This is a genomic window from Streptomyces sp. NBC_00829 (assembly GCF_045161795.1).
Taxonomy (GTDB): domain Bacteria; phylum Actinomycetota; class Actinomycetes; order Streptomycetales; family Streptomycetaceae; genus Streptomyces.
The window spans coordinates 7,948,807-7,971,381 of the sequence record NZ_CP108867.1; the positions used below are offsets into that span (position 1 = coordinate 7,948,807).

General features: G+C 68.4%; 16 protein-coding genes and 1 pseudogene. 12 read left to right on the top strand and 5 right to left on the bottom strand.

What is annotated here, in order from left to right:
- Positions 1-172 precede the first annotated feature (172 nt).
- Positions 173-1,294, top strand: coding sequence for a ricin-type beta-trefoil lectin domain protein (locus OG293_RS35505; RefSeq protein WP_406002856.1), 1,122 nt, complete (start codon positions 173-175; stop codon positions 1,292-1,294).
- A 124-nt stretch (positions 1,295-1,418) separates the two neighbouring features.
- On the top strand, positions 1,419-3,047 hold the full coding sequence (locus tag OG293_RS35510) for a trypsin-like serine protease (RefSeq protein WP_406002857.1): 1,629 nt from the start codon (positions 1,419-1,421) through the stop codon (positions 3,045-3,047).
- A gap of 267 nt (positions 3,048-3,314) precedes the next feature.
- Here the strand turns inward: OG293_RS35510 and OG293_RS35515 are convergent, their stop codons facing one another.
- Positions 3,315-6,164: a M4 family metallopeptidase gene (locus OG293_RS35515; protein ID WP_406002858.1), complete on the bottom strand. Its 2,850-nt coding sequence runs from the start codon at positions 6,162-6,164 to the stop codon at positions 3,315-3,317.
- A gap of 742 nt (positions 6,165-6,906) precedes the next feature.
- Between OG293_RS35515 and OG293_RS35520 the strand changes: the two genes are divergently transcribed.
- Positions 6,907-7,563 (top strand): serine hydrolase, encoded by a 657-nt coding sequence (locus OG293_RS35520; protein ID WP_406002859.1) that lies wholly within the window; start codon positions 6,907-6,909, stop codon positions 7,561-7,563.
- Positions 7,564-7,728: 165 nt separating this feature from the next.
- Here OG293_RS35520 and OG293_RS35525 read toward each other — a convergent pair whose 3' ends face one another.
- The 3 genes from OG293_RS35525 to OG293_RS35535 all read right to left on the bottom strand — a co-directional run bounded on the left by OG293_RS35525 (position 7,729) and on the right by OG293_RS35535 (position 9,326).
- Positions 7,729-8,748: an Acg family FMN-binding oxidoreductase gene (locus OG293_RS35525; protein WP_406002860.1), complete on the bottom strand. Its 1,020-nt coding sequence runs from the start codon at positions 8,746-8,748 to the stop codon at positions 7,729-7,731.
- The gene (locus OG293_RS35530) at positions 8,741-9,061 is read right to left on the bottom strand and encodes a universal stress protein (protein WP_406002861.1); all 321 of its coding nucleotides are present in this window, start codon (positions 9,059-9,061) and stop codon (positions 8,741-8,743) included. Before OG293_RS35530 ends, OG293_RS35525 begins: the two co-directional genes overlap by 8 nt.
- 130 nt (positions 9,062-9,191) lie before the next feature.
- The gene (locus OG293_RS35535) at positions 9,192-9,326 is read right to left on the bottom strand and encodes a hypothetical protein (protein WP_406002862.1); all 135 of its coding nucleotides are present in this window, start codon (positions 9,324-9,326) and stop codon (positions 9,192-9,194) included.
- Positions 9,327-9,924: 598 nt separating this feature from the next.
- On the opposite strand from OG293_RS35535, the gene OG293_RS35540 reads away from it, so the two are divergent.
- The 7 genes from OG293_RS35540 to OG293_RS35570 all read left to right on the top strand — a co-directional run bounded on the left by OG293_RS35540 (position 9,925) and on the right by OG293_RS35570 (position 19,176).
- Complete coding sequence (locus OG293_RS35540) at positions 9,925-13,197, top strand: GH92 family glycosyl hydrolase (protein ID WP_406002863.1); 3,273 nt, start codon at positions 9,925-9,927, stop codon at positions 13,195-13,197.
- 278 nt (positions 13,198-13,475) lie between these two features.
- A complete protein-coding gene (locus tag OG293_RS35545) occupies positions 13,476-14,510 on the top strand; it encodes a hypothetical protein (RefSeq protein WP_406002864.1) in 1,035 nt (344 codons plus the stop codon).
- Positions 14,511-14,538: 28 nt separating this feature from the next.
- A complete protein-coding gene (locus OG293_RS35550) occupies positions 14,539-14,985 on the top strand; it encodes a hypothetical protein (protein ID WP_406002865.1) in 447 nt (148 codons plus the stop codon).
- On the top strand, positions 14,982-15,170 hold the full coding sequence (locus tag OG293_RS35555; protein WP_406002866.1) for a hypothetical protein: 189 nt from the start codon (positions 14,982-14,984) through the stop codon (positions 15,168-15,170). The genes OG293_RS35550 and OG293_RS35555 overlap by 4 nt, the downstream gene beginning before the upstream one ends.
- A 661-nt stretch (positions 15,171-15,831) precedes the next feature.
- The gene (locus tag OG293_RS35560; protein ID WP_406002867.1) at positions 15,832-16,752 is read left to right on the top strand and encodes a M28 family peptidase; all 921 of its coding nucleotides are present in this window, start codon (positions 15,832-15,834) and stop codon (positions 16,750-16,752) included.
- A gap of 55 nt (positions 16,753-16,807) precedes the next feature.
- Positions 16,808-18,268 carry a M1 family metallopeptidase gene (locus OG293_RS35565; protein WP_406002868.1) on the top strand — a complete coding sequence of 487 codons (1,461 nt, stop codon included), beginning with the start codon at positions 16,808-16,810 and terminating at the stop codon, positions 18,266-18,268.
- A 662-nt stretch (positions 18,269-18,930) separates the two neighbouring features.
- A complete protein-coding gene (locus tag OG293_RS35570; protein WP_406002869.1) occupies positions 18,931-19,176 on the top strand; it encodes a DUF6332 family protein in 246 nt (81 codons plus the stop codon).
- A 210-nt stretch (positions 19,177-19,386) separates the two neighbouring features.
- Here OG293_RS35570 and OG293_RS35575 read toward each other — a convergent pair.
- Positions 19,387-19,530, bottom strand: a pseudogene (locus OG293_RS35575) (hypothetical protein); the annotation flags it as partial.
- Between the two features lie 470 nt (positions 19,531-20,000).
- Here OG293_RS35575 and OG293_RS35580 point away from each other — a divergent pair.
- The gene (locus tag OG293_RS35580; protein WP_406002870.1) at positions 20,001-20,549 is read left to right on the top strand and encodes a hypothetical protein; all 549 of its coding nucleotides are present in this window, start codon (positions 20,001-20,003) and stop codon (positions 20,547-20,549) included.
- A gap of 184 nt (positions 20,550-20,733) precedes the next feature.
- Positions 20,734-22,260, top strand: coding sequence for a PepSY-associated TM helix domain-containing protein (locus OG293_RS35585; RefSeq protein ID WP_406002871.1), 1,527 nt, complete (start codon positions 20,734-20,736; stop codon positions 22,258-22,260).
- Positions 22,261-22,575 lie beyond the last annotated feature (315 nt).

A 22,575-nucleotide genomic window follows, 5' to 3' on the forward strand; every position in this document is an offset into this window, starting at 1 on the left:
TCCCCGGGCCCGTCGCGGCGGTCACCCCCTCGGCCGCGCCGACGCCCTCCGCGACGGGCCTCCTCGGCGTTTTTCCGCGCGGTGGGCCCGTCAGGTCACCCGCAGCGCACCGGCCGGCGTGCCCGGCCTTCTCTCCACCCCTCAGCCACCTCACAAAGCACTAAGGAAGAACATGTCCGAAACCCGCGCGCGTGCATGGGCAAGTGTGTCGCTCACCGCTGTCACCGTCGCCTCGCTGATGTCCGCCGGCACGGCCGAGGCGATGGTCGGTACCCCGGCCGCCGACGGCCAGTACTCCTTCACCGCGAGCCTCGCGATCGGCGGGGCGGACGCCCCGCGGGCGTGCACCGCCACGCTGATCGACGACCTGTGGCTCGCCGCCACAGCCAGCTGCTTCGCCACCGTCCCCGGCGCCCAGGTCCCGGCCGGCAAGCCCGCCCTCAAGGCGACCGCCACCTTCTCCAACGGCCAGGCCCTGTCCGTGATCGACCTCCAGCCCCGCAGCGACCGGGACCTGGTCCTCGCCCGCCTCGAGCGCCCCGTGGTCGGCATCGCTCCCGTCAAACTGGCCGCGACCGCCCCCGCCCGCGACGAGGCCGTGACGGCCGCCGGGTTCGGCCGTACGAGGACCGAGTGGGTGCCGGGCAAGCTGCACACCGGCCGGTTCGGCGTCACCGACATCGCGGACACCACCGTCGCCGTCGACGGCAAGGGCACGCCGGCCGACGCGATCTGCAAGGGCGACACGGGCGCCCCGCTGCTGCGGGGCTCCGGCGCCGCGGCCGAACTCGTGGGCGTGGTCGGCCGCTCCTGGCAGGGTGGCTGCCTCGGCACCGCCCCCACCGAGACCCGCACCGGCGCGATCGGTGCCCGCGTCGAAGACATCAAGCCGTGGATCGAGAAGACGGTCGACTCGACGTTCTCGCTGATCGGTGCCGGCTCCAACCGCGCGCTGGACGTGCCCGGCGCCCAGTGGGACGCGCCGGTCCAGATCTGGGACTACTGGGGCGGACCGAGCCAGCAGTTCACCTACACCGAGGCCAAGGAACTGCGGGTCTTCGCGGACATGTGCGTGACGCCGTCCGGCGGCGTCGCCAAGGCAGGGGCAAGGCTGATCTCCTGGCCCTGCAACGGCGAGGACGCGCAGAAGTGGAACGTCAACACGGACGGCACGATCACCGACGCCGCCAACGGGCTGTGTCTCAACGTCAGCGGCGAGAAGACCGAGCGCGACTCGCCCATCGGCCTGTGGTGGTGCAACGGCAGGCCCAACAACCTGTGGAAGAAGGCCTGACCCACAGGACCGGGTACCCGCTGCCGACGGCGGCGGGTACCCGCTCCGGCCGACTGCCCCGGACCGCGCATTTCCCCCTCCGTACCCGCCCGCCGTACGGTTCGCCCCGTCGAAGGAAAGCCCCATGTATCAGTTCCGCCCCCGCTCCGCGCGGATCTCCACCACCGCCGTGGCCACCGTCACGGCCGGCCTCCTGGCCGCCGGGTCGGCCACGGCCGTCGTCGGTACGCCTGCTCCCGACGGCAAGCTCGCCCACACCGCCCGTATCACCGTCGGCACGGGCGACACCGCGCGCGCCTGCTCCGGCGTGCTCGTCGCCGCCGAGTGGCTGCTCACCTCGGCGGGCTGCTTCGCCGAGAAGGCAGGGGAACAGGTCCCGGCCGGCAAGCCCCGGGCCAAGGCCACCGCGGCCTTCGGCGCGAAGGTACTCGAACTGACCGAGCTCGCGCCGCGTGACGACCGCGACGTGGTGCTGGCGAAGCTGGCGCAGCCGGTCGCCGGTGTGGCGCCGGTCAAGATCGCCGAGGCCGCTCCCGGCACGGGCACCGCCGTGACCGCGTCGGGCTTCGGCCGGACGGCGAGCCAGTGGCTGCCCGACAGGGCCCACACCGGCACCTTCGACATCGGCGCCGCGACAGCGACCACCCTCCCGATGACGGGCACCTCCGGCGCCGCGATCTGCAAGGGCGACGCGGGCGGCCCCGTGCTCAACGCCGACGGCGAGCTCGTCGGGCTCAACAGCCGCTCCTGGCAGGCCGGCTGCCTCGGTACCGACCCGGCGGAGACCCGCACCGGCGCCGTCGCCACGCGGACCGACGGCCTCGGCAGCTGGATCCTGCGGACCCGCGCCCAGGCGCCCGGCTGGAAGACGGAGGCCCTCGTACAGAGCGGCACCGGCCTCTACCAGGGCATCCGGCTGGCCGACGGCAGCTGGACCGGCTTCGGTGACGTCCAGTCCGCGGCCGGGGACATCGGCGGTGTGCGCGCCGCCGCGGTCGCGGGCATCAACTCCGACACGCACGTCGTGGCACTGGCGGCCGACGGGCGCCTGCACCACACCATCCGCAAGGCCGACGGCACCTGGGGCACGTTCGGGCACATCGGCGCGGTGGCCGGCACGCTGACCGGCGTCACCCGGGTCTCCGCCGTCTCCGTCGGTGCCGATCTGCACGTCGTCGCCGTCGCCGGCGGCAAGGTCTACCACACCGTCCGCAACGCCACCGGCCACTGGACCCCGTTCGGCGATGTCGGCGCGGCCACCGGCCCGATCGGCGCCGTCACCTCCGTCGCCACCGCAAGCGCCGGGGGACAGCTCCAGGTCATCGCCGTGAGCGACGGCAAGCCCTTCCACACCCTCCGTAACACGACCGGCCACTGGACCCCGTGGGGGGACGTCTCCCAGGCCGCCGGCGCCACCGGCCCCGTGACCTCGGTCGCCATGGCCGGTACCGGAGGCGACACGCACGTGGTCGTCGCCACCGACAACGGCGCCCGCCAGTACCACTCCATCCGCAAGGCCGACGGCCACTGGGACGGCTTCGCCGCCCTCGACGGGGTCCTCGGCGACATCACCGCGACCTCGGTCGCCACGGCCGGTGTCGACGGCGAGCTCCAGGTGGCCGTCACGACGGCCGACCGGCGTGTCCTGCACACCGTCCGGCACACCGACCGGACCTGGAGCGGCACCGGCCCGGTGCGCCTGGAGGGCTTCACCGGGACACCCGGTGCCATCGCACTCGCCGGCACCCTCTGACAGCCGGCAACCAGGGCCGGCTCAACGGCTGATCCGGTGTCGTGCGCCGGGAACTCGCCGCGTAAGTGGTTCCCGAGTCGGCATCACGGCTGGATGGCGAGGACGGGACGGCCGAAAGCCGAGTCAGCGCCGACCGAGTAGCCGTGGTGCGCCCAGTCGGCCAGATCGGAGCACTGGACGGTCTGCCGGCTCCCGGCACATGGCCGGTGGCCCCGCCGGGATAACACCCGGCGGGGCCACCGGCCCCTGTCGCGTTGCTCCGTGAGGTCAGCCGCACCGGCCTGTCGGCCGGGTGCGGGTCACCACGCTGGTGGTGCCGGTCGTCGCGTCCAGCCACACCACCTGGCTGCCCCCTACCGCGGATGCCGAAGCCTGTTCGCCGCGGTTGCAGGAGACCCGGTTCATGCGGGTGCGCGGATCCTCGGGCGAGCCCCCCGCAGCGAACTGGTAGAGCTTGGCGGTCGACTCGTTGCGGATCTCGGTGTCGGGGATATAGGCGCCGACGGTCACCATCGCTTCGGAGACGGTCACGTCGTAGGCGTTGAGCGCGTCAGGCCCGGTCTGCGGGCTGAGGTCCACCACGCCGGAACCATCGAGCGCGGCGCGGCGAAGGGCCGTCCTGCCCTCGGCCACACCCTCGTCGAGGAGCCAGAAGAGGTGTGTTCCATTGATGGCCGTCGGGCCGAGACTCGTGGTGCCCGCGGCCCGCTGAATCTCCTTGTTCTCGCCGGTCGTGACGTCGACGACGCGCGTGGTCCACGCGTACTCGGCGCGCACTCGCCGCATCTCCTGGTAGGCGACCTTGCCGTGGCTCACCGAAGGGGAGTACGCGCGGTGGTAGGTACCCCCGCCGATCTGAACTCTGTTCTCGGGGTCCTTCAGGCTCAGATAGGCCACCCCCCGCCGTCCGCCGTGGTTCAGATAGTCGAAGGCCACGACATCACCGTCGACGTCCACCGAACTGCCCGCGCTCCGGCCGTCCCACAGTTTCTTCACGGGACCGCCCGCGAGCGGCCTGGCCAGGATGTCGACGCCGGCTGAGCCGTACGCCTGCCACACCACCGTCTTGCCGTCGGTCGCCGGATTGACGTGGTAACGGCCGTCGTTGGGACTCATCAGCTTCGGCTGCCCTTTGCCGTCGCCGCGTCCTGCCCATACCGAGTAAGGCTCCGAGCCGTTCTCGTTGGACTTGGACGCCACCCACCAGCCGCCGCCCGCACCCAGGTTCGTCCCGCGTGTATTGACCCGGTCCAGGAGACGGTCCGAGTCCACACCGAGGGACAGCTCCCAGCCGGGCACGATGCCGTGGGCGGTGAACGCGCGCCGCAGTGCTTTCTGGCCGGCCGCCGCGACCTTGAGATCCTTGGCGGCCGCGAGCACGGCGGCCCGACCCTCGGTGAAGCCGTCGAGCGGCGTGAGGTACTGGGTCAGGGCCCTGTAGACGATTCGGTCGGTGACGTCGGCGCCCAGGTCTTCGCGGGCATCCCACAGCGCGCCGCCGAAGATGGTCGAGTTGATGTGGACGCCGCCGTTGTCATGGGCGAAACCGACTCCGATGAACGACCTGGCCGTGTTCCGCCCGTCGTTGAGGTCGCGCAGCGCACAGTCGCGGGGGGTCTTCGTCCGGCAGAGCCGTTCACCGATGAGACCCCCGTCCGGGTCCGCCTCCGGAATGCCGTACACGTCCGCCTCGATGGCGTTGCCGAAGTAGTCGGCGATGGCCTCGTTCATGGCGCCGGACTGGCCCGCGTAGACGAGGTTCGCAGAGTGCTCGATCACGCCGTGCGTCATCTCGTGGCCCACGACGTCCATGCCCGCCGAGAGCGGACGGTACTCGGCGTCGCCGCTGCCGTACACCATCTTCTGCCCGTCCCAGAAGGCGTTGACGTACGGCTGCCCGTAATTGGTGATGCCCACCAGAGAGTTGATGGTCATGCCGTGGCCGTCGAGACTGTTCCGTCCGTGCTTGCTCTTGAAGTAGTCGTAGACCTGCCCGGCGGCCCAGTGCGCGTCCACGGCACCCGAGTCGGTGGCTTCGGCGCCGAACGCGGGGGTCGGCGAGCCGAACTCCCGGATGTCCGCGGGCCACTGCCCGGACACGTCACTGGCCCACCTGCCGCGCGCATCCCAGACGGACAGCACGTTGCCGGCCCCGTCTTCGCCGGGGATGCGGGAGCGATCACGCAGCACGTACAGGCCACGGCTCTCGTCGCGGTCCACGTCGAGGGCGACGGCCGTGCCGTCGAGCCTGACGCCGGTGCCCTTCTCGGCGGCCCGCCCCTGCTGTTCGGCGATGCCCGCCGCAGGCTTCCCGGCTGCCGGGCGAGGTGCGCCGAACGTCCTGATACCGCTGTACTGGAGGACCGGATATCCGGCGTGGGCATCGATGTAGACCTCGCGCCGCACGGGTTCGCCCCGCGCCGGGTCGGTGCCGTGCACGGTGACGTGCTGGGTGAGGATGCCCGTCCCGGTGGGCAGGACGACGAGCCCGTGGGCGGTGCCCTTGAGGGGGGACTCGCCCTCGTCCCCGTCGAGCGGCGGCTTCGCGGCGAAGTGTTTCGTGCTGAGCTCGGCGAGGACGGCTTCGACGGCACGCTCGACGGCGAGTGTCTCGCCGATCTCGGCTGTCGTGCCGGTGCGCAGCTCGGTGAAGTACCTGCCCGAGGTCCCGGTGACAACACGCTCGCCGCGCTTCTTGTCCATACGGACGACGTACTGGCCGCCCAGGACAGGCACGCCCCGGTGCCTCTGCTGGAGCCGGACGACGTCCCGGCCGTCCTCGGCGGTGGTCCCGGCGGGTACCAGATTGTGCTCCGCGTCCGTGATCCGGTACCTGCTCTGCCTGCCGTCCAGGTAGGTGCGGGCCGCACTCGCCGCGCTGCCCGTGGCCGGGGCCTGCTCCCGGATGCCCTGTACCAGCGCCGGTGTCTGCGTCCTCTGCCCGGGGACGACCTCCCCCGGGCTCGGCGGTGGCGCTGCTGCCGTGGCGGCGTGGGCGGGAGCCGTCGAGACGACGAGTGCGGCGGCGCTGAACAGCGCCGCCGCACCCGATCGTGCGCTCAGCTGTGCTCTGCGGCCACCTCTGCGGCGGCCTCTGACTCTTCTCGGGTGACGCACGGTCTCCCAACCCCCCTCGCTCGCGGTGCCGGTGGCAGAGCGCCGCTCGGCAAGGGGCCATCGAAGCGGCGATGCACCACTCCATCAATGGGGAGGGGGTTTCTACGGTTGACTTCCGGCCGGTCCGGGTCCGCGCGTCCGAAGTGCCGCCCCGCCCTCGGTCGTGGCGCGGACGGCTTGGTGGTCATATGTGTTCGAGTCGCGTGCCGATCCGAAGGCGTCACACCTCCGCTCCGTACATTTCACCCAATCGGCCGCAGCGGAACCGAACGGTACGCCTATCGGCTGGCCCGACAGGCAATGCCCATCACAGGCTTGTAGCGTCGGACCGCAGACGCCGAACGACTCCGCATCCGAACCGATACCTACCAGACCTCGCTACGAATCACATCGTCCCGGACCTGCCGCGGTGCCCACCTCGGTGATCCGGAGGATACGGAAGGGGAAAGAATTGTCACTCGGCAAGGTGACTTCAGTGGCGACTTCAGGAGTGGTTGCCATTGCGTTCTCCCTATTCCTCGTGGCAACTCCTTGGATGACGTTAGGCCCCCATGATGAGCGGAAAGCGGAACACGCATCTCTTCGATTCAAGGGCGGGCCGATTGAATGTGTGTCCGAAAACCTCCAGCTGGCAGAGTCCCTCACTCGCGACATAGCGAAGTCGTTGGAAAAGCGCGCCAGTCGGGCCTCGGTGGTGCTGTACGACCGAACCACTCGTACCTCGTGCGCGTACGGCGCGGACGTGCACTACGACGCCGCGAGCACAGTCAAACCGATCATCCTGGGGGCCCTGCTCCTGACCAGAGGCACCCACCTGTCCGAGAACGAGCTGGACCTGGCCAGGGAGATGATCGTGAGCTCGGACAACGACGCGGCGTACTCCCTGTGGGAGAGCCTGGGGACCAGGACTATCCAGAGCTTCCTCGACAAGGCCGGAATGAAGAACACCACCCTGGATGAATCGGGGTTCATGGGCCTGACGCAGATCACTGCGAGCGACCAAGCCAAACTGCTTGAGCTGCTCACGGGTGAGGACAACTCAGTCCTTACATCAGAAGAGCGCAGCTGCATCCTGCGACTCATGCGAGATGTGCAGGAGGATCAGCGCTGGGGAACGCCCGCAGGGGCTCCCTCGGGCGCCGCCGTCCAGGTCAAGAACGGATGGCTCCAGCGCTCCGAAACGGATCTCAAGGATCCCTGGGACCGAGGAGATTGGAAAGTCCACAGCATGAGTGCGTTCACCGGCCACTCCTACGACTACGGCCTCGTGATCCTCACCGAGAACAACAGGGTGCCGGAAGGCGAGTCGCCGGACGCGGGGTGCGACTACGGCATGGATACGATCGAGAGCGTCGCACGAGTCATCCACCATGACCTGTACCCGAACCAGACTTCTTGATCCACTCACGTGGGCTGTCCGGTTCGTATGCGGCTCCGACGATCAGCCCCCGCTTGCGGACAGGGCGTAGCCCTTGCTGCCTGACCGCCAGGAGGAGACTGGCCTTGTCCATCGGCGCAGGCGCACTACCGCGTCCTGGAGCGCGCCCACCCGGGCCGGTGCGGGTCACGTGATGTCGAGGACATCGCTCACCGACCGGCGCGGGGTCGCGGGACCTACGGGGCCGTATCCGAGGCGGATCACCATCTGTACGTGTCCCATCGCCGACCTCGGGTCGCGTAGGGCCCACCGCAGTTCCGGCCATTCGAGGGCCTGCGACGTCAGGGAGGTGACCAGCCCGTCCAGCGTGGCCTGGAGCAGCACTCGCTCCATGGCCTGACCTGCGCGCAGCCAGTCCTCCGGCCGGTCCTCGGCCGTACCGAGCAGAGCGAGGTGGGGCTGCTTCTCGAAGACGGCGGAGCCGCGGCCGGGAACGGGATGCCGGCCGGCGAAGTCGCGTATGGGAGCGGTGACATCGTGCTGGCGGGGGCCGAAGGCATATGCGGGGATTCCCTCCCGCCGCGAAGCGTCGCCCGTGGCGCCCGTGTCGGTCCAGCGTGCCATCTCCTCCTGCAATTCGGGGCTGAGCGCTTCACGGCCCTCGGCGTCGTGCACCAGGCTCAGCACGGACTTCGCGTGCCATTCGTCGGGGACGAGCAGCCGGGCGCCTTCGAGCAGGGCGGCGCCGCGCAGTCCGTCCAGGATGTCGTCCGGGATCTCCTCGTCGGTGAAGGGGTGGCGGCTGGTGTGCCGTTTGCGGACAGCGGGGTGGAGCAGGGCGAGATCGTGCTCAAGGTCTGCGGGTTCGGTGAGGTTCACCTCGGCCAGCAGCCACGGATCGGCGGGGTCGGGCAGCAGCGTGGTGACCGGTTCCCGGCCCGCGTGCACGGCGGCCACCCGCAGATTGAACAGCGCGGCGGCACAGCCGAGATGGACAGCGCGGTGCGTCGGGTCCGACCTGGCCATCGTGCGCTCCGGATCGGCGCGCAACTGCATGCTTCCGGTGCCGCTGAGGTACCGGAACTTCCAGGGCTGGGCGTTGTGCATGGACGGGGCTGCCGTGGCGTCCTCGACAAGGGCTGTCACGGTGGTCGAGTCGAGCGGTGGCGAGGGCACTTGATCCTCCTGCCGGGTGGGATCAGTCATGGGGAACGACGGCGACAGGTACGGCGCTGTGGTGCGTCACCGCGTGGGCGACGGAGCTGATGTGCGCACCCAGGGGAGCCCGGCGTGGGCGCCGGCCGACGACCACCAGACCCGCGTCGGTGGCCAGGACCTTCTCGGCCCATCGACGCCGGGCCTCTTGGCCGGATATGGGGACCGCCGCAGTCGCGGGCCACTCTTCCGCGTGAACAGGGATGAGGGGTACTTCGTGCGGCAAGGGCTCCCGGGCAGCCCATGAGGCGGCGGTCGAACTCGCGGGCGACCCGTCCAGGCCGACGCTCACATGGCGGCTCATGGTGCGGACCTCCTCCGGACCGCGCGTGCGGCCACAGCTCCAGCGTCATGGTCCGGCCTCCGTGACGGGAGGGGCCGAGAGTCCTCGGATGGGGCCGACCGGCCCTCCTGCCCAGCGGGACCTCCCCTGATCACGGCCGGTCGGCGGGATCCGCACCGCCCGTGTCCAGCCGGAACGGTGTGTACTCGTCCGCCATCGGACCCGCGTACGCGACGACCCGCAGCACCCACCGGTTCAGCCCCGTGATCAGGTCGGGGAGGGTCACGCTGATAACTCTCGGTGAAGGACAGACGACTGTATGGACCCGCAGCGTTGTCGGCGCGCCTGGTCCGTGGCTTGCCGGGCACGGGTGGCGGCCCGCAGCTTTGCTCGATGTTCTCCCTCATGACCCGGGGCGGACGGGCGACGACGCGGCGGGCTGACCCGGGCCCGTTCTGCTGAGGCTGTTCCGCCAACGCTCCTCGGGCCATGAAGCCGGGGTCGGCGAACAGGTCCCCGGCCAGCACCACCCCATCACCGGCTGGAACGGACTGTGCTCCACCCAGCCGCTGAGCAGCCGCATCGACGAGCTGAAGCAGGCACAGAAGCAGGTAATTTGACGCTTCCGCAACCTGGCGTGTTGATCCGATGGTTCTCCCAGCGGATCTGACCATCTCAAATCGCAGGCAAGCGGGGGAATTCTCACGTCGGCGCACCGCGACCCAGCCGTCCCGTCTCTCGCACGGGTGGGCGGCCGACGGGGAGTCACCAGGCCGCGCTCGTTCCAAACGGCAAGGCATCCGAAGGGATTTGCCATGACCATGGCACAAGTCAGTCAACCACCCCACATAAGACGTGGAGGCCGGCATGCCCGGCGCCGTCACGTGATTCTCCCCGTCCTGGCGCTGTGTGTCGCGACGTTGGGTCTCGTCATCTCGCCGATGTTCAACGGGCGGGCCCATGCGGAGCCGCTCAACCTGACCCAGTACGTCGACCCGTTCATCGGCACCGATGACAGTACCTCGCCCGACCCGGTGCCTGACGGCGCCGGCGGCAGTACGTATCCGGGGGCGGTCTACCCGTACGGAATGGTCCAGTTCAGCCCGGACACCCCCACGGCAAAGCCGTCGGGGTACCGCAAGAGCGACAAGGCGATCGACCAGTTCAGCATGACCCACTTCGACGGCGCCGGCTGCGCCAACAACGAGAACCTCGGGATCATGCCCACCACCGCGTCCCTCGACGGTACGAACTCACCGGGGGAGAACTGGGGCAGGTTCAAGGCGGAGAAGTACAACGAGATCGCACACCCCGGCTACTACCGCACGATCCTGGGCGACTCCACCAAGGTGGAACTCAGCGCCACCCAGCGCACCGGCGCAGCGAAGCTGACCTTTCCCTCCTCAGCCAGCGCCGCGCGGGTTCTGCTGAACACCAGCGGCAACGCCACCGGTGCGCCCCTTGCCGCGCACACCACCGTCAGCGGCGACGAGGTGGCCGGATGGACGACGGGCGGCGACTTCTGCACACCCACACGTGAAAAAGCCAACGCCTTCCGCATCTTCTTCGTGATGAAGTTCGACCGTGCGCCCACCGAGTTCGGCACCTGGCAGGGCAGCAGGGTCAGCCGCGCAACCAGTGGCCGGCTGACGAGCGAAGGCAACAACAGCGGCGGCTACCTCACGTTCGACGCACACAGCGGGAGGCCGGTCACCCTGAAGATGGGACTGTCGTTCGTGAGTGTCGACGGTGCCCGGCAGAACCTGGCCCAGGAGCAGCCCGACCAATCCACCTTCGACACGGTGGAGCGGGCAGCCCTGGTCGCCTGGAACACCAAGCTCAACAACGTCCAGGCCACCGGCGGCTCCGCCACCGACCTGAAGAAGTTCTACACGGCGCTGTACCACGTGATGCAGAGCCCCAACACAGCCAGCGACCTTGGGTACAAGGACGCCAACGGCAAGGATGTGGGCGCCCGGTACATGGGTTTCGACGGCAGCGTCCACACGGTCCCCAGTGGCATGGCAGCCGTATACCAGAACTACTCCGGATGGGACATCTACCGCTCCTGGGCCGCTCTTACCTCGCTCATCGCACCCGACGTCATGAAAGACATCGTCAAGTCCATGGTCCTCGGAGGACAGCAGGGCGGCCTGCTGCCCCGGTGGTCGCAGCAGAACACCGAGACGTACACCATGCCCGGTGACCCCGGCCCGATCGTGATCTCAAGCGCCTACGCGTTCGGCGTTCGCGACTTCGACACGGCCGAGGCGCTACGGCTGATGAAGGAGAACGCCAAAGGCGCGTCCTACGCGGAACCGCGAAGTGACGCCGAGAATCCGCCGGATTCCTACTCCTGGTTCCCCGGCAGAAGGATCCGGGACGAGTCGGTTCCCTACGAGTCCTACGGCTTCATCCCCCGCCAGCCGTCGACATCGCTGGAATACGCGGCGTCGGACTTCGCCATCGGCCAGTTCGCCAAGGCGCTCAAGGACGGAGACTCCGTCACACTCCTGCAGCGCGCGCAGAAGTGGACCAAGGTTTTCAACTCCGCCTCCGGCTACATCCAGCCGCGTTTCAAGGAGGGAGACTGGGTCTCGCCGCTCGACCCGGCCGACCACAACGGCTTCACCGAGGGCAACGCCTCGCAGTACACCTGGATGGTCCCCTTCAACCACCGTTCCCTGTTCGACCTGATGGGCGGTCGGGCGACCGCGATCCAGCGGCTCGACCAGCATTTCACCAAGCTCAACGCCGGTATCTCCAATCCGTACTTCTACATCGGCAACGAGCCCGAGCACCACGTGCCGTGGGCGTACAATTTCGCCGCCCAACCCGCAGGCACGAGCGCTGTGGTGCGACGGATCATGGATGAGTTCACCATCGGTGCGGGAGGCCTGCCCGGCAACGACGACCTGGGTGCCACCTCCGCCTGGTACGTATGGGCGGCCCTGGGCATGTACCCGCCCACCCCGGGCGCGGACACCCTCGCCCTGCACGGCCCGCTGTTCTCCTCGGTGCTCATCCAGCGCCCGGAGAACCGCGACATCCAGATCAAGAGCAACGGCGACGGGAAGTACGTCCAGCACCTGTCCGTCAAGGGCGCCCAGACAAGCCACAACTTCATCCGGTACCAGGACATCGCCGACGGAGGCACGCTCGACTTCACCATGGGCGCCTCCCCGAGCACCTGGGGAACCGCTCCCGACGACGTACCACCCTCGTTCAACGACGGCTTCACCGCCGAGAATCCCCAGCCACCCGCCGCAGCGGAACTCGGCCCGAACCTGGCCCGGGGCAAGACGGCCAGCGGCTCGGCGCCCTGCAGCGAGGGCCAGAGCCCGGCCAAGGCCGTCGACGGGGACCTCAACAGCAAGTGGTGCTCGACCGCATCGCCCGGCTATCTCCAGGTCGACCTGGGCACCCCCCAGGAGGTGTCGTCGTTCGTGGTCAAGCACGCCGGACTCGGCACCGAAAGCACCGCGTTGAACACCAAAGCGTTCACGATCCAGACGAGCACCAACGGCACCGACTTCACCACCGCCGAGACGGTGTCCGGCTCAAAGGCCAGCCGCACCCACCACTCGCTCAGCTCGCCCGTGACGGCGCGCTACGTCAAGCTGGCCATCGCCCAGCCCACCGACACCAAGAACAACAACACCTCGAACATCTACGAACTGGAGGTATACGGCCCCATCACGACAGATCGATCCGTACCAGACCGGACTCCCGCACCGAATCAGAGTTCCGGACCGGCTGACTTCATGCTGGTGAATCAGGGTTCTGGAGGGTGTCTGGACAGCGTCGCAGGGCAGTGGACATCGAACCCGGAAAGCGCGGTCACCCAACGCTGCTTCACCACCCAGCGCCCCTATAACCAGTCGTGGAGCGTCACCTCGCGCAACGAGCTCACCAGCGCGGGCAAATGCCTGGGTGCCTCCGGCAACGCCGGGCGGGGCAGCCCCGTCACCATGATGGAGTGCGGCGCTTCGAACCAGCAATGGACGTTCAATCCCGACGGGACCATCCGAGGCGTACAGTCCCGATTGTGCCTGGGCCTGGACACCAGAGCCGCCGGCAATAGCCGCACCCCGGCCCTCGTCCTCCAGGCCTGCTCCAACCCAGCCGAATCCAGCCAGAAATGGAACCGCAGCTGACCCACCACCGGCCTCTCCACACCGCTCGTCGACCAGGTGTCGAGTGCCACTGAGGATGAGCATCCGCGTGCCACTCGGATTGTTCACCAGGGCCTCTCGTTTGGATCTTGCCGGGCAAACGAAAACCCCAACCCCGACCCGTGGTCAGCCTGTGGCTGACCACGGGTTCGGTCACGCCAGGGACAGCCGTGGGGCGCTCCAGCGGGCAATCGCACCTCGTGGCGGCGCTGCTTCCTGTTCGAGTCCATCACCCAGGACGGTCGGAGTGTGCGCAGTGCTTGGACGAGGCGGACACCGACACGTCCACCGGCAGCCGTCCCCGCGCCGCCCGCATCCTGCAAGCCCTCAACTTCTACCAGGACGCTGCAGGTAGCGCCCCGTTGATCCTCACCTGTCGCACCGCCGAATACGCACAGCTTGGAGCCCTGGACTTCCGCATGCGCCGCGCCGTGCATATCGCCCTCGACAGCGTTACTGCCGACCAGGCCAGCGGCTACCTGGAGGCGCGCGGTGCCAATCGGGCGCGCTGGCGCCCCGTCCTCGAAACGCTCCAGCAACCGCACCATCTCACCCGCCACCCTCTGGCACTGGCCCTGTCCGTCCCCTGGCGCCTCAATCTGGCCGCCACCGCCTACGAGGAACGGCACCGCCACACCCATGCCTACGTGCGCTCCCCAGCGGATCTCCTCACCTTCACCACTCCCGACCAGGTTCGTGACCACCTCCTGTCCCTGCATGTCGCTTCTGCCACCAACCAACATCCCATCCAGCCTGGCCGCTACCGCTCTGCCCAGGTCCATCGCTGGCTCGCCGCTCTTGCCACCACACCATCCGCCACCCCCAGCTCCGGACCATGTACCGACCTGGTCCCACACCAACTGTGGCCACTGGCCGGCGCCAGCCTCGTCCGCGCCGCCGACGCCGCCCTCGCCGCCCTGTTCGTCCTGGTCTTTGCTGCCTTGCTTCTCGCGCAGACCCCTATAGAACCCTCCCTCCACCGGTTACTTGGAGCGGCAGGGTTCGCAACGGTGGCAGCAATAATCATCTTGCGAGCCATGTCCGCCCAGGTAGCCCCGCCGGTGATGGTGCGATTCCACCGCCCACGCACCCACGCGCGCAGACGCCGACTCGCCCGCAACATCGCAGTCGGCCTGGTCGGAGGGATCGCCGGGGGGATCGCAGTCACCCCCCACAGCCGGACTCGCCTACGGGCTTGGAACGAGCCTGGCATACGGCCTCGCAGCGGGCTTGGCAGTGAGCCTCAGCCGACAACCGCATCCCTCCGAAGGGGACGAAGAGTTCTTTCTCGCTGACCCACGCAGGCTCGCTCAGGAGGACCTCGTGATCGGGCTTGTAGCCGGACTCATAGCGGGAATCGCTACCGGGCTCACGTACGGCATCGTCGGCGGCATCGCTGGCGGGATCACCGCCGGCCTCTCCGGAGCACTCGCCTATGGTCTGGCGGCTGGTCTCGCCTACGGCGTCGTGGCCGGCCTTGGAACCGGCCTGGCGGCCGGCCTCGTGACCGGTCTCCCGACTGGGCTCACGATCGGTCTGGCCGGCGGACTCGTCGGCGGGCTCTACATGTTCACGGGGGCGGGCCGACGATATTTTGTCTTCGTCTGCTGCGCCCGGAGCCGCCGCATATTGCCCTTACGCCTGGGCCGGTTCCTGAACTGGGCTTACACGGGTGGACTTCTACGAATCTCCGGCATCGCCTACCAGTTCCGCCACCGGGAACTCCAAGAATGGCTCATCAGGCACCCCGAGACAGACGATTCTCCTTGACTGAGAAGGGTTTCGCGGTGCCGGGTCCCGCGGATGATCGCCCTGGAGCGGCCCCGCCGATCCGCAGACCGTCCACCTACAGTAACCGCCTCAAGAGGCACCGGGCTGTGGCCACCCGCTACGAGAAACTCGCCGTCCGCTACGAAGCGACCGTCCTCGTCGCGGCCATCAACGAGTGGCTGTGACCAGCGCATTCGATACACGCCCTAAGTGTTGCTCACATGTCTCGGCCCACGACACCCGGCCACGTATGCGGAGAATGCCCTGACGATTTCCTTACGTCCGCTCGTTATGGTCGGCGCCATGCAACGCACATGCAGCGTTCCGCCCCTCGTCTGTGGCGTCTCCTTATTAGGTCCTGTCCGGGCGAGCTTCTCGGGACCACACTCAGGTCCGAGGATCTGGACCGTGCCTGCGCCGCACCGACCCAGTGGCCCCGTGCCGCGGCGTCCAGGCCCTGCCCAGCGACCACACCCCCACCCACACCTCCACGTTCGTCACCCGGGCCGCAGCCGTGCGCCTGACCCGCACCTGCGACGCCTCAACGGAAGGCAGTGCAGCGCGCCCGACTTCACGCACGCCGACGGCAAGGACACCTGCGGCCGCTACGACTTCCAGGTGCACGGCGCGGGCCACAACTACTGCGACACCCAGTGCTCAGACCCGATCCTGACCCGTGCGCGCCACTCTCCGCCGGGCGTGACGCGATCGATGTGCGAGCACGGCCGGTGCCGTGGGCGCCTCACCCGGCTACGAGCCGACCAACTCACCAACCAAGAACATCCGTTGAGCAGACCACACTGCCATCAATCCACCCCGGAGAGACCACCCTTGAACCCGACCAGCATGCCCGGTCCCCTAACCGCCGCCCCCCGCACGCTCCTGCGCCGTACGTCGGCACGCCTCCACGGCGCGACCGCGGTCCTCAGTCTGTGCGCCGCCCTCGTGGTCGCACCCGCCGCGGCGGCAGAATCCCGTACGGACGGCACCCCGCCCGTCGTCAGCGCGGGCCAGGTCATGCCGCACCTTCACGCCCTGCAGCAGATCGCGGACCGCAACGGAGGCAACCGTGCCCACGGCACCCCCGGATACCGCGACTCGGTCGCCTATGTGAAAGCCGCACTGGACAAGGCCGGTTTCCAGACCAGCCTGCACAAGTTCACGTACAACGGCACCGAGGGGTACAACCTCATCGCAGACTGGCCCGGCGGCGACGCCGATCACATCCTATTCGCCGGGGCGCACCTCGACAGCGTGGAGGAGGGCCCGGGAATGAACGACAACGGCTCCGGCTCCACCGCGCTGCTCGCCACCGCCCTTGAGGTGTCCAAGGCAGGTCTCAAGCCCGACCGCCATCTCCGTTTCGCCTGGTGGGGCGCTGAAGAGCAGGGACTGAAGGGATCCGAAGCCTATCTGCGGGACCTGCCCGCCGCCGAACGCGCCCGGATCGACCTCTACCTGAACGTGGACATGGCCGGCACGAAGGACAACAAGGTGTGGTACGTCGTCGACGACAACGCCGCGGCGGCCAAGGCGTTCAAGGACTACTTCGCGGCCCGCAAACTGCGCACAGAGGAGATCGGCGTCGGCGGCAGCGACCATGAGTCGTTCGGCAACGTGGGCATCCCCACGGGCGGTTTCGCCACGGAAATCAACGAGTGCCTTCACGAGGCGTGCGACCGCATCGAGCAGATAGACCCCGAAACCGAGACGACCAGCACCAACGCGTTCATCAGCACGGTCTGGCAGCTCGCTGCGCGCAGCTGAACCCCGGCGCTGGCTCTCCATACCGCGCGCCGGAACACCCCCAAGGAGCAGTCGTATGACCCCCCACTGGAAACATCGCCATCGCATCACCCCCGTGGCCGCCGCTGTGGCCGCCGGCATTGTGTTCACCGCCGTGCCTGCCTCCGCCGTCCCCGGAGGACCTGGAGTCGGCGACCCGTACTTCCCCGACGACGGCAACTCCGGCTACGACGTCTCGCAGTACGACGTCCATGTGCACTACGACCCGGCCCGTCCCCGGTACCTGGAGGGCGACACCACGGTGCAGGCCGTCGCGACAGGGGACCTCGACCGGTTGCACCTCGACCTGGAGGGCTTCCAGGTCACTGCCGTCACCGTGGATGGCACACCCGCCCGCGCCGTCTCCAGGGAGGGCGCGCACGAACTCGTCGTCACCCCCGCAAAGCCGATCGCGAAGAACGCGAAATTCGCGGTACGCGTCAGATACTCCGGCGAAACGGTCGGCAAGGGCTGGCACACGCTCAAAAACGGCGGAGCGAACGCGTCGGGTGAGCCGCACTCCGCGACGGCCTGGTACCCGGCCAACGACCACCCCTCGGACAAGGCGTCCTTCCGGCTCACGGCCACAGTCCCCGACGGCTGGACAGTGATTGGCAACGGTCGGCCGGGCGCCACCACCACCAAGCAGGGCACCAAAACGTTCCGGTGGTACGAGGACCGTCCGATGGACACGTACCTCAGCACCATAGCCATAGACAAGTTCACGGTGCGCAACTCGAAGCTCTCCGACGGCAGCCCGGTCATCAACGCCTATAGCCCCGGGGCCGACATAGACCCCAAGAACGAGGCGCTGCTGCCGGAGGTCATCGACTTCCTGGCCTCGAAGTTCGGCCCGTACCCGTTCTCCTCGGCCGGGGCGATCGTCATCATGGGCGACGACGACACCGAGACCATACCCGCTCTGGAGACGCAGAGCCGACCGACGTACCAGGGCGGGTTCTTCGACACCTCCATGGTCCATGAGAACGCCCACCAGTGGTTCGGCAACAGCGTCTCGTTCTCCGACTGGCGCGACGGCTGCGCTGCCGAGTGCTTCGCCCAATACGCCGTACAGCTGTGGTACGAGAAGAAGGACGGATCCGATCTGGACAAGGGGTTCTACGTCTCCATGCTGGAGAGCAGCAAGGCCGACCCTGAATTCTGGAAGACCAAGCTGTACGACCCCGGCCAGGGCCGTGAGCTGGATGTCGCTCTGTACGACAAGGGGTCCATGATGCTGCACGCCTTGCGCCGTACGGTCGGCGACGATGCGTTCTTCGGCACCCTCAAGCGGTGGCAGCGTGACCACCGCTACGGCAATGCCTCCTGGCGGCAGTTCGAGGCGCTCGCCGGGAAGGTCTCCGGCAAGGATCTCACCGGCTTCTTCACCGCCTGGGTGGACGGCACCACCGTCCCGGAGAAGAAGTACCTCCTGCCAGGCTCCCTGGGGTCGATCGACCCGGGCGTCGCCCCGGGACGCCCAACGCAGTCCCGGTGATGACCCCCGTGTGGCCGCACCCTCCCAGGTGCGGCCACACGGCCGGGGAATGTCCGCCCAACGGCCCGATGCGGTCGAGGTGGGCCGAGACGGCAGCCCGTCCGGATCTGAGTGCCAGACGAGATGGCAGACCCGGTCAGCTTGGTGGTCAACCAGCCTCGCTCTTTCGGTTCGAGCGGGCTGAGGGTGTTGATCGTCAATTTACGGGTGTCTGAGCCGTGTTTTGTGAGCTGGGCGTGTTGAAGGACCGGCGTGGTGGCCGGGGTCTCCGAGGTCCTTCGGATCGTGGGTGGTCAGGGACGCGCAGGTCAGCTGGCGGGTCGGGGCAGGGCAGCGAGGCAGTGGAAGGCAGCGGCGAGTTCGTTTCTCCAGGGCCAGGTTGAAGAGATCCGCAGGTGGAGGCGGCGGCCACCGCGGATACGGCGAGCCGACCTTCAGCTGCCCGGATGGGGGGCGCTGGGACCATTCCCGCACATGCCGCGAGCGGGGCAGGCAGAGTCCGCACTGTTCGCTCTCATGCGGCAGCACCAGTTCATTCCGGCGGTGGCGAAGCGTTCGGCCGGGATCTCACTGCCGTACGCCGGCCTTCCGGGCTGCCGTAGTCCGGGTCAGACGCGGGCCAGGACATGGCCCCCAACGAGCCTGAGTGCAATGCTTGGGTTATGAGCACAAGACGACGAAGCCAGGCGGAACGAGACGAGATCACCGTTGAGATCGGCTATGCGCTACTCAGCGCATGCTTCCTCGGCGCCGTCGTCTTTGCGACGATTGCCGGTCCTGCCGCTGTCTGGCACCTTCCTCTCGCCGTCGAAAAGCTCTTGCTGGTCACGGGAGCGTCGGTCGCCGGAGTTCTCGCGGTTGTCCGTGTCGTTCATGTCCTGTCGCGACACGTAGGGCAGCACCGCTGACAACCCCTCACTCGATCGTGGGTTTTGGCGCCTTCCGTCTCCTGAACATTTGTGAACCAGGGGCTGGGCGTTTCCATCTGCGTCGACCATTTCCGTTGGTGCGGGGAGCGGGCCAGACAGCGCGCGCCCGTAGTCCAGTATCGCCCCGGCCTGCGGACACAACGGGGCGCGGGTTTTCGGCCGGTAACCCGCACCGACCAGGGGCCCGTAGAACTTCTTCGGGTCGCTCCCCGCGAGGTAGCAAAGGAAGTTGAAGACCCGTTGCTGGGTGACGGGGTGATCGCTCGAGAGCCCCTCCAGCGTCAGCTTGCCCTCCTCGCGGGCGAGCTGGTCGAAAGCGATTGCGGCTGCCAACGACGGACCCGCCCAACCTCGTTGACGGTGTAGAACGACGCGAATCCGTCGGCGGCGTCCTCCTCACGGCCTTCGGAAGCAGAAACTTACGCCGACCCGTAAGCGGTGACAGCCAGCGGCACAGCAATCGACGATGCTCGGGTGCGAACAGCGATTGCCGAGGCGAGTTACAGCGTCGCCGCTGCCGTCCAGGCCCTGCACGTACGTGAGCACTCTCACATTGAGGCAAGTGAGGCGGGTGCCGTTGTGATTGCTTCGCGTACTGAGACCAGTCGCAACAGCCTTACAAGGGACGAAAATCAGCACTGACGAAGCCTCGCCCTCCCGGTGGATACGCTCGCACCGTCCCTGTCTCATACCCGATCGTCGTAAGTGGCCGATATGTTGTGCCCATGCGCGGACCGGAGAGCATGGCGAGGCGGGCTTTGAGGGGCCTGCTCTGCGCTTCGACATGCCTGCTCGTGGGCGCCGTGAGTCACATTGCGGCGGGTGGGCAACTCCCAGGCGCGCAGTGGCTGGTCACCGCCTTCCTGGCACTGGCCTCCCTTGCGACGGCGACCTTCGAGCGGCGAAAGCGTCGCTTCGAGGGGGTCGCGCTGACACTTGGCGGTATGCAGTTCGCCCTGCATCTCGCCTTTCAGTACGCCTCGGTGTCGAGCCCCGGGCACACCACGCCGGAAGGCCGTATGAGCGGCCACCACATGGAGATGATGGACCCCTCGTCGATGTGGGCCGGAGGTATCGGGCACGAGGCGCAGCACACCATGACTGCCGGTATGACCCTTGCGCACGGCCTGGCCACCGTCGGGACCGCGCTCTGCGTGATCTACGGGGAGCGGGTGGTACGGCGGCTGGCCGCCATGGTGGTGCCGGCCATCTGCGTCAGGCCGCGCCTGTCCCTGCCGATCCTGTCGCGTCCCCGGGTGATGGGACCGTCGCCGGTGACGCCCAGCCGCGTGGGCATCCTGCTCGCGCGCTCCCGTCCGCGACGGGGTCCTCCAGAGCGGGCACCGGCCTGACTCTCTGCGCATGCCTCCATCACGCTCGTCCCTTCGCCAGGCGTCTGTCAGTCGTATGCGAACGCGAGGTCAGGTCGGCCGCGCGGCTCCGGCCGCGATCGCGCAACGCCGCTCCGGCGGTTCTCACCATCTGACGTCGCTCTGCACCCCCTGATTCAGGCGCGGGTGCCCAAGGGAGTTACGCATGCCTTCCATACCGGAGAATTCACCGCACAAGAGCCACAGCGCGGACGACGAGCCGTCGGCCGCGGCAGCCGTGGCATCCGCAGCCTCCACCGTGACGGCCGAGGTCACACCTGCCGCCGCCCCCACCGCGAGCCCTCCGCAGCCGACGCGTTCCTGGCAGGGGGTTCGGGCGCTGCTGGTGCGTCTGCACTTCTATGCCGGCGTGTTCGTCGCGCCCTTTCTTGTGGTGGCAGCACTTACCGGGCTCGCCTATACGTTCACGCCGCAGCTTGACCAGCTCGTCTACGGCGACCAGCTGCGCGTCGAGCGCGTCACCGGACAGCAGCACTCGTTGGCGGAGCAGATCGCTGCCGCCCGAGCCGCTCACCCGGAGGGAACGCTGGCCTCGGTCAGCACCCCGCCCGGTCCGGAGTACACGACCCGGGTGGTGCTGTCGGTTCCCGAACTGGGGGACAGGCAGCGGACGGTGTTCGTCGACCCGTACACGGGCAAGGTAACGGGCGAGCTGACCACATGGTGGGGATCGACGCCACTCACGACCTGGCTTGACGACCTTCACCGCAACCTGCACCTCGGCGAGAGTGGACGCCTCTACTCCGAAGTCGCCGCGAGCTGGCTGTGGGTGATCGTCGCCGGTGGACTGGTTCTCTGGCTGGGACGGAGTCGGGGGCAACGCGCCAAGTCGGTGCGCGGAGCGCTGCTGCCCGACCGTGCCGCTCGGGGCGTGCGCCGCACCCGCAGCTGGCACGCGGCCACGGGCGTATGGCTGGCCCTTGCCCTGTTCTTCCTCAGTGCCACCGGCCTGACTTGGTCCAACCATGCCGGCGCCCGCTTCGGGGAGCTCCTGGACGCCGTACACGCCCACGCTCCCGAACTGGACACCGCGCTCCCCACGGCAGACTCCGGCCAGTCGGGGGATTCCGGCGAGCATGCCGGACATGAGGCCGCGCACGGATCGGCGAAGAACGACCCAGCAGCCTTCGACTCGGTCCTGACCGTGGCCAGGGAAGCTGGACTGGGCGGCACCGTGGAAGTGACGCCCCCCGCTGATGGCAACAGTGCCTGGACCGTGGCACAGCGAGACACCACATGGCCGGTGCACTACGACCAGGTCGCTGTGGATGCAAAGACGGGTGAGGTCACTGCGGACAACAGGTGGGCCGACTACCCCGTGCTGGCCAAACTCAGCAAACTCGGTGTGGGGGGACACATGGGTGTGCTGTTCGGGCTGGCCAACCAGATCGTTCTGGCCGCTGTGGCGATTGGACTGCTCCTTGTGATCGTGTGGGGATACCGCATGTGGTGGCAGCGCCGCCCAACCCGCGACGGGCGCAAGACCACCATGGGCAAGGCTCCCGAACGCGGCGTGTGGCGTCGTCTTCCCCTGCCCGTCCTCATCTTGGGGATCCCCGCTGTGGCCGCCTTGGGCTGGGGGCTGCCGGTTCTGGGAGTCAGTCTCCTCGGCTTCGTTGCCCTCGATGCCGTCGTCGGTCTCGTCCAGCGAAATCGCGCCAGCGCTGGATAGCAACTCACCTTCACCAGCGGGCGGGAGGGCGCGCTCTGCGCGGCGCACCTCCCGCCACCTGGCCCTCTCAGCCGCTACAGTGCCGACCGGTTGAGCCGAAGCCGGATCCGCAGGATCGGTCGGCATCGTGTCACCTTGCCCTGCCGGACGAGGGTGACGGCGGAGTCATTGGACCCGAAAGCGGCGCCGGTCTTCGGCCGAGCCCGCGAGCCGGTCGGCCCGCCCGAGGTCTGGCCGACGGGGGAGCTTTCGGTGTTCACCCGGCGGGACGTGGATGCGCGGCAAGCGCGCGGCGATCCGCCTCCACCACCGTAC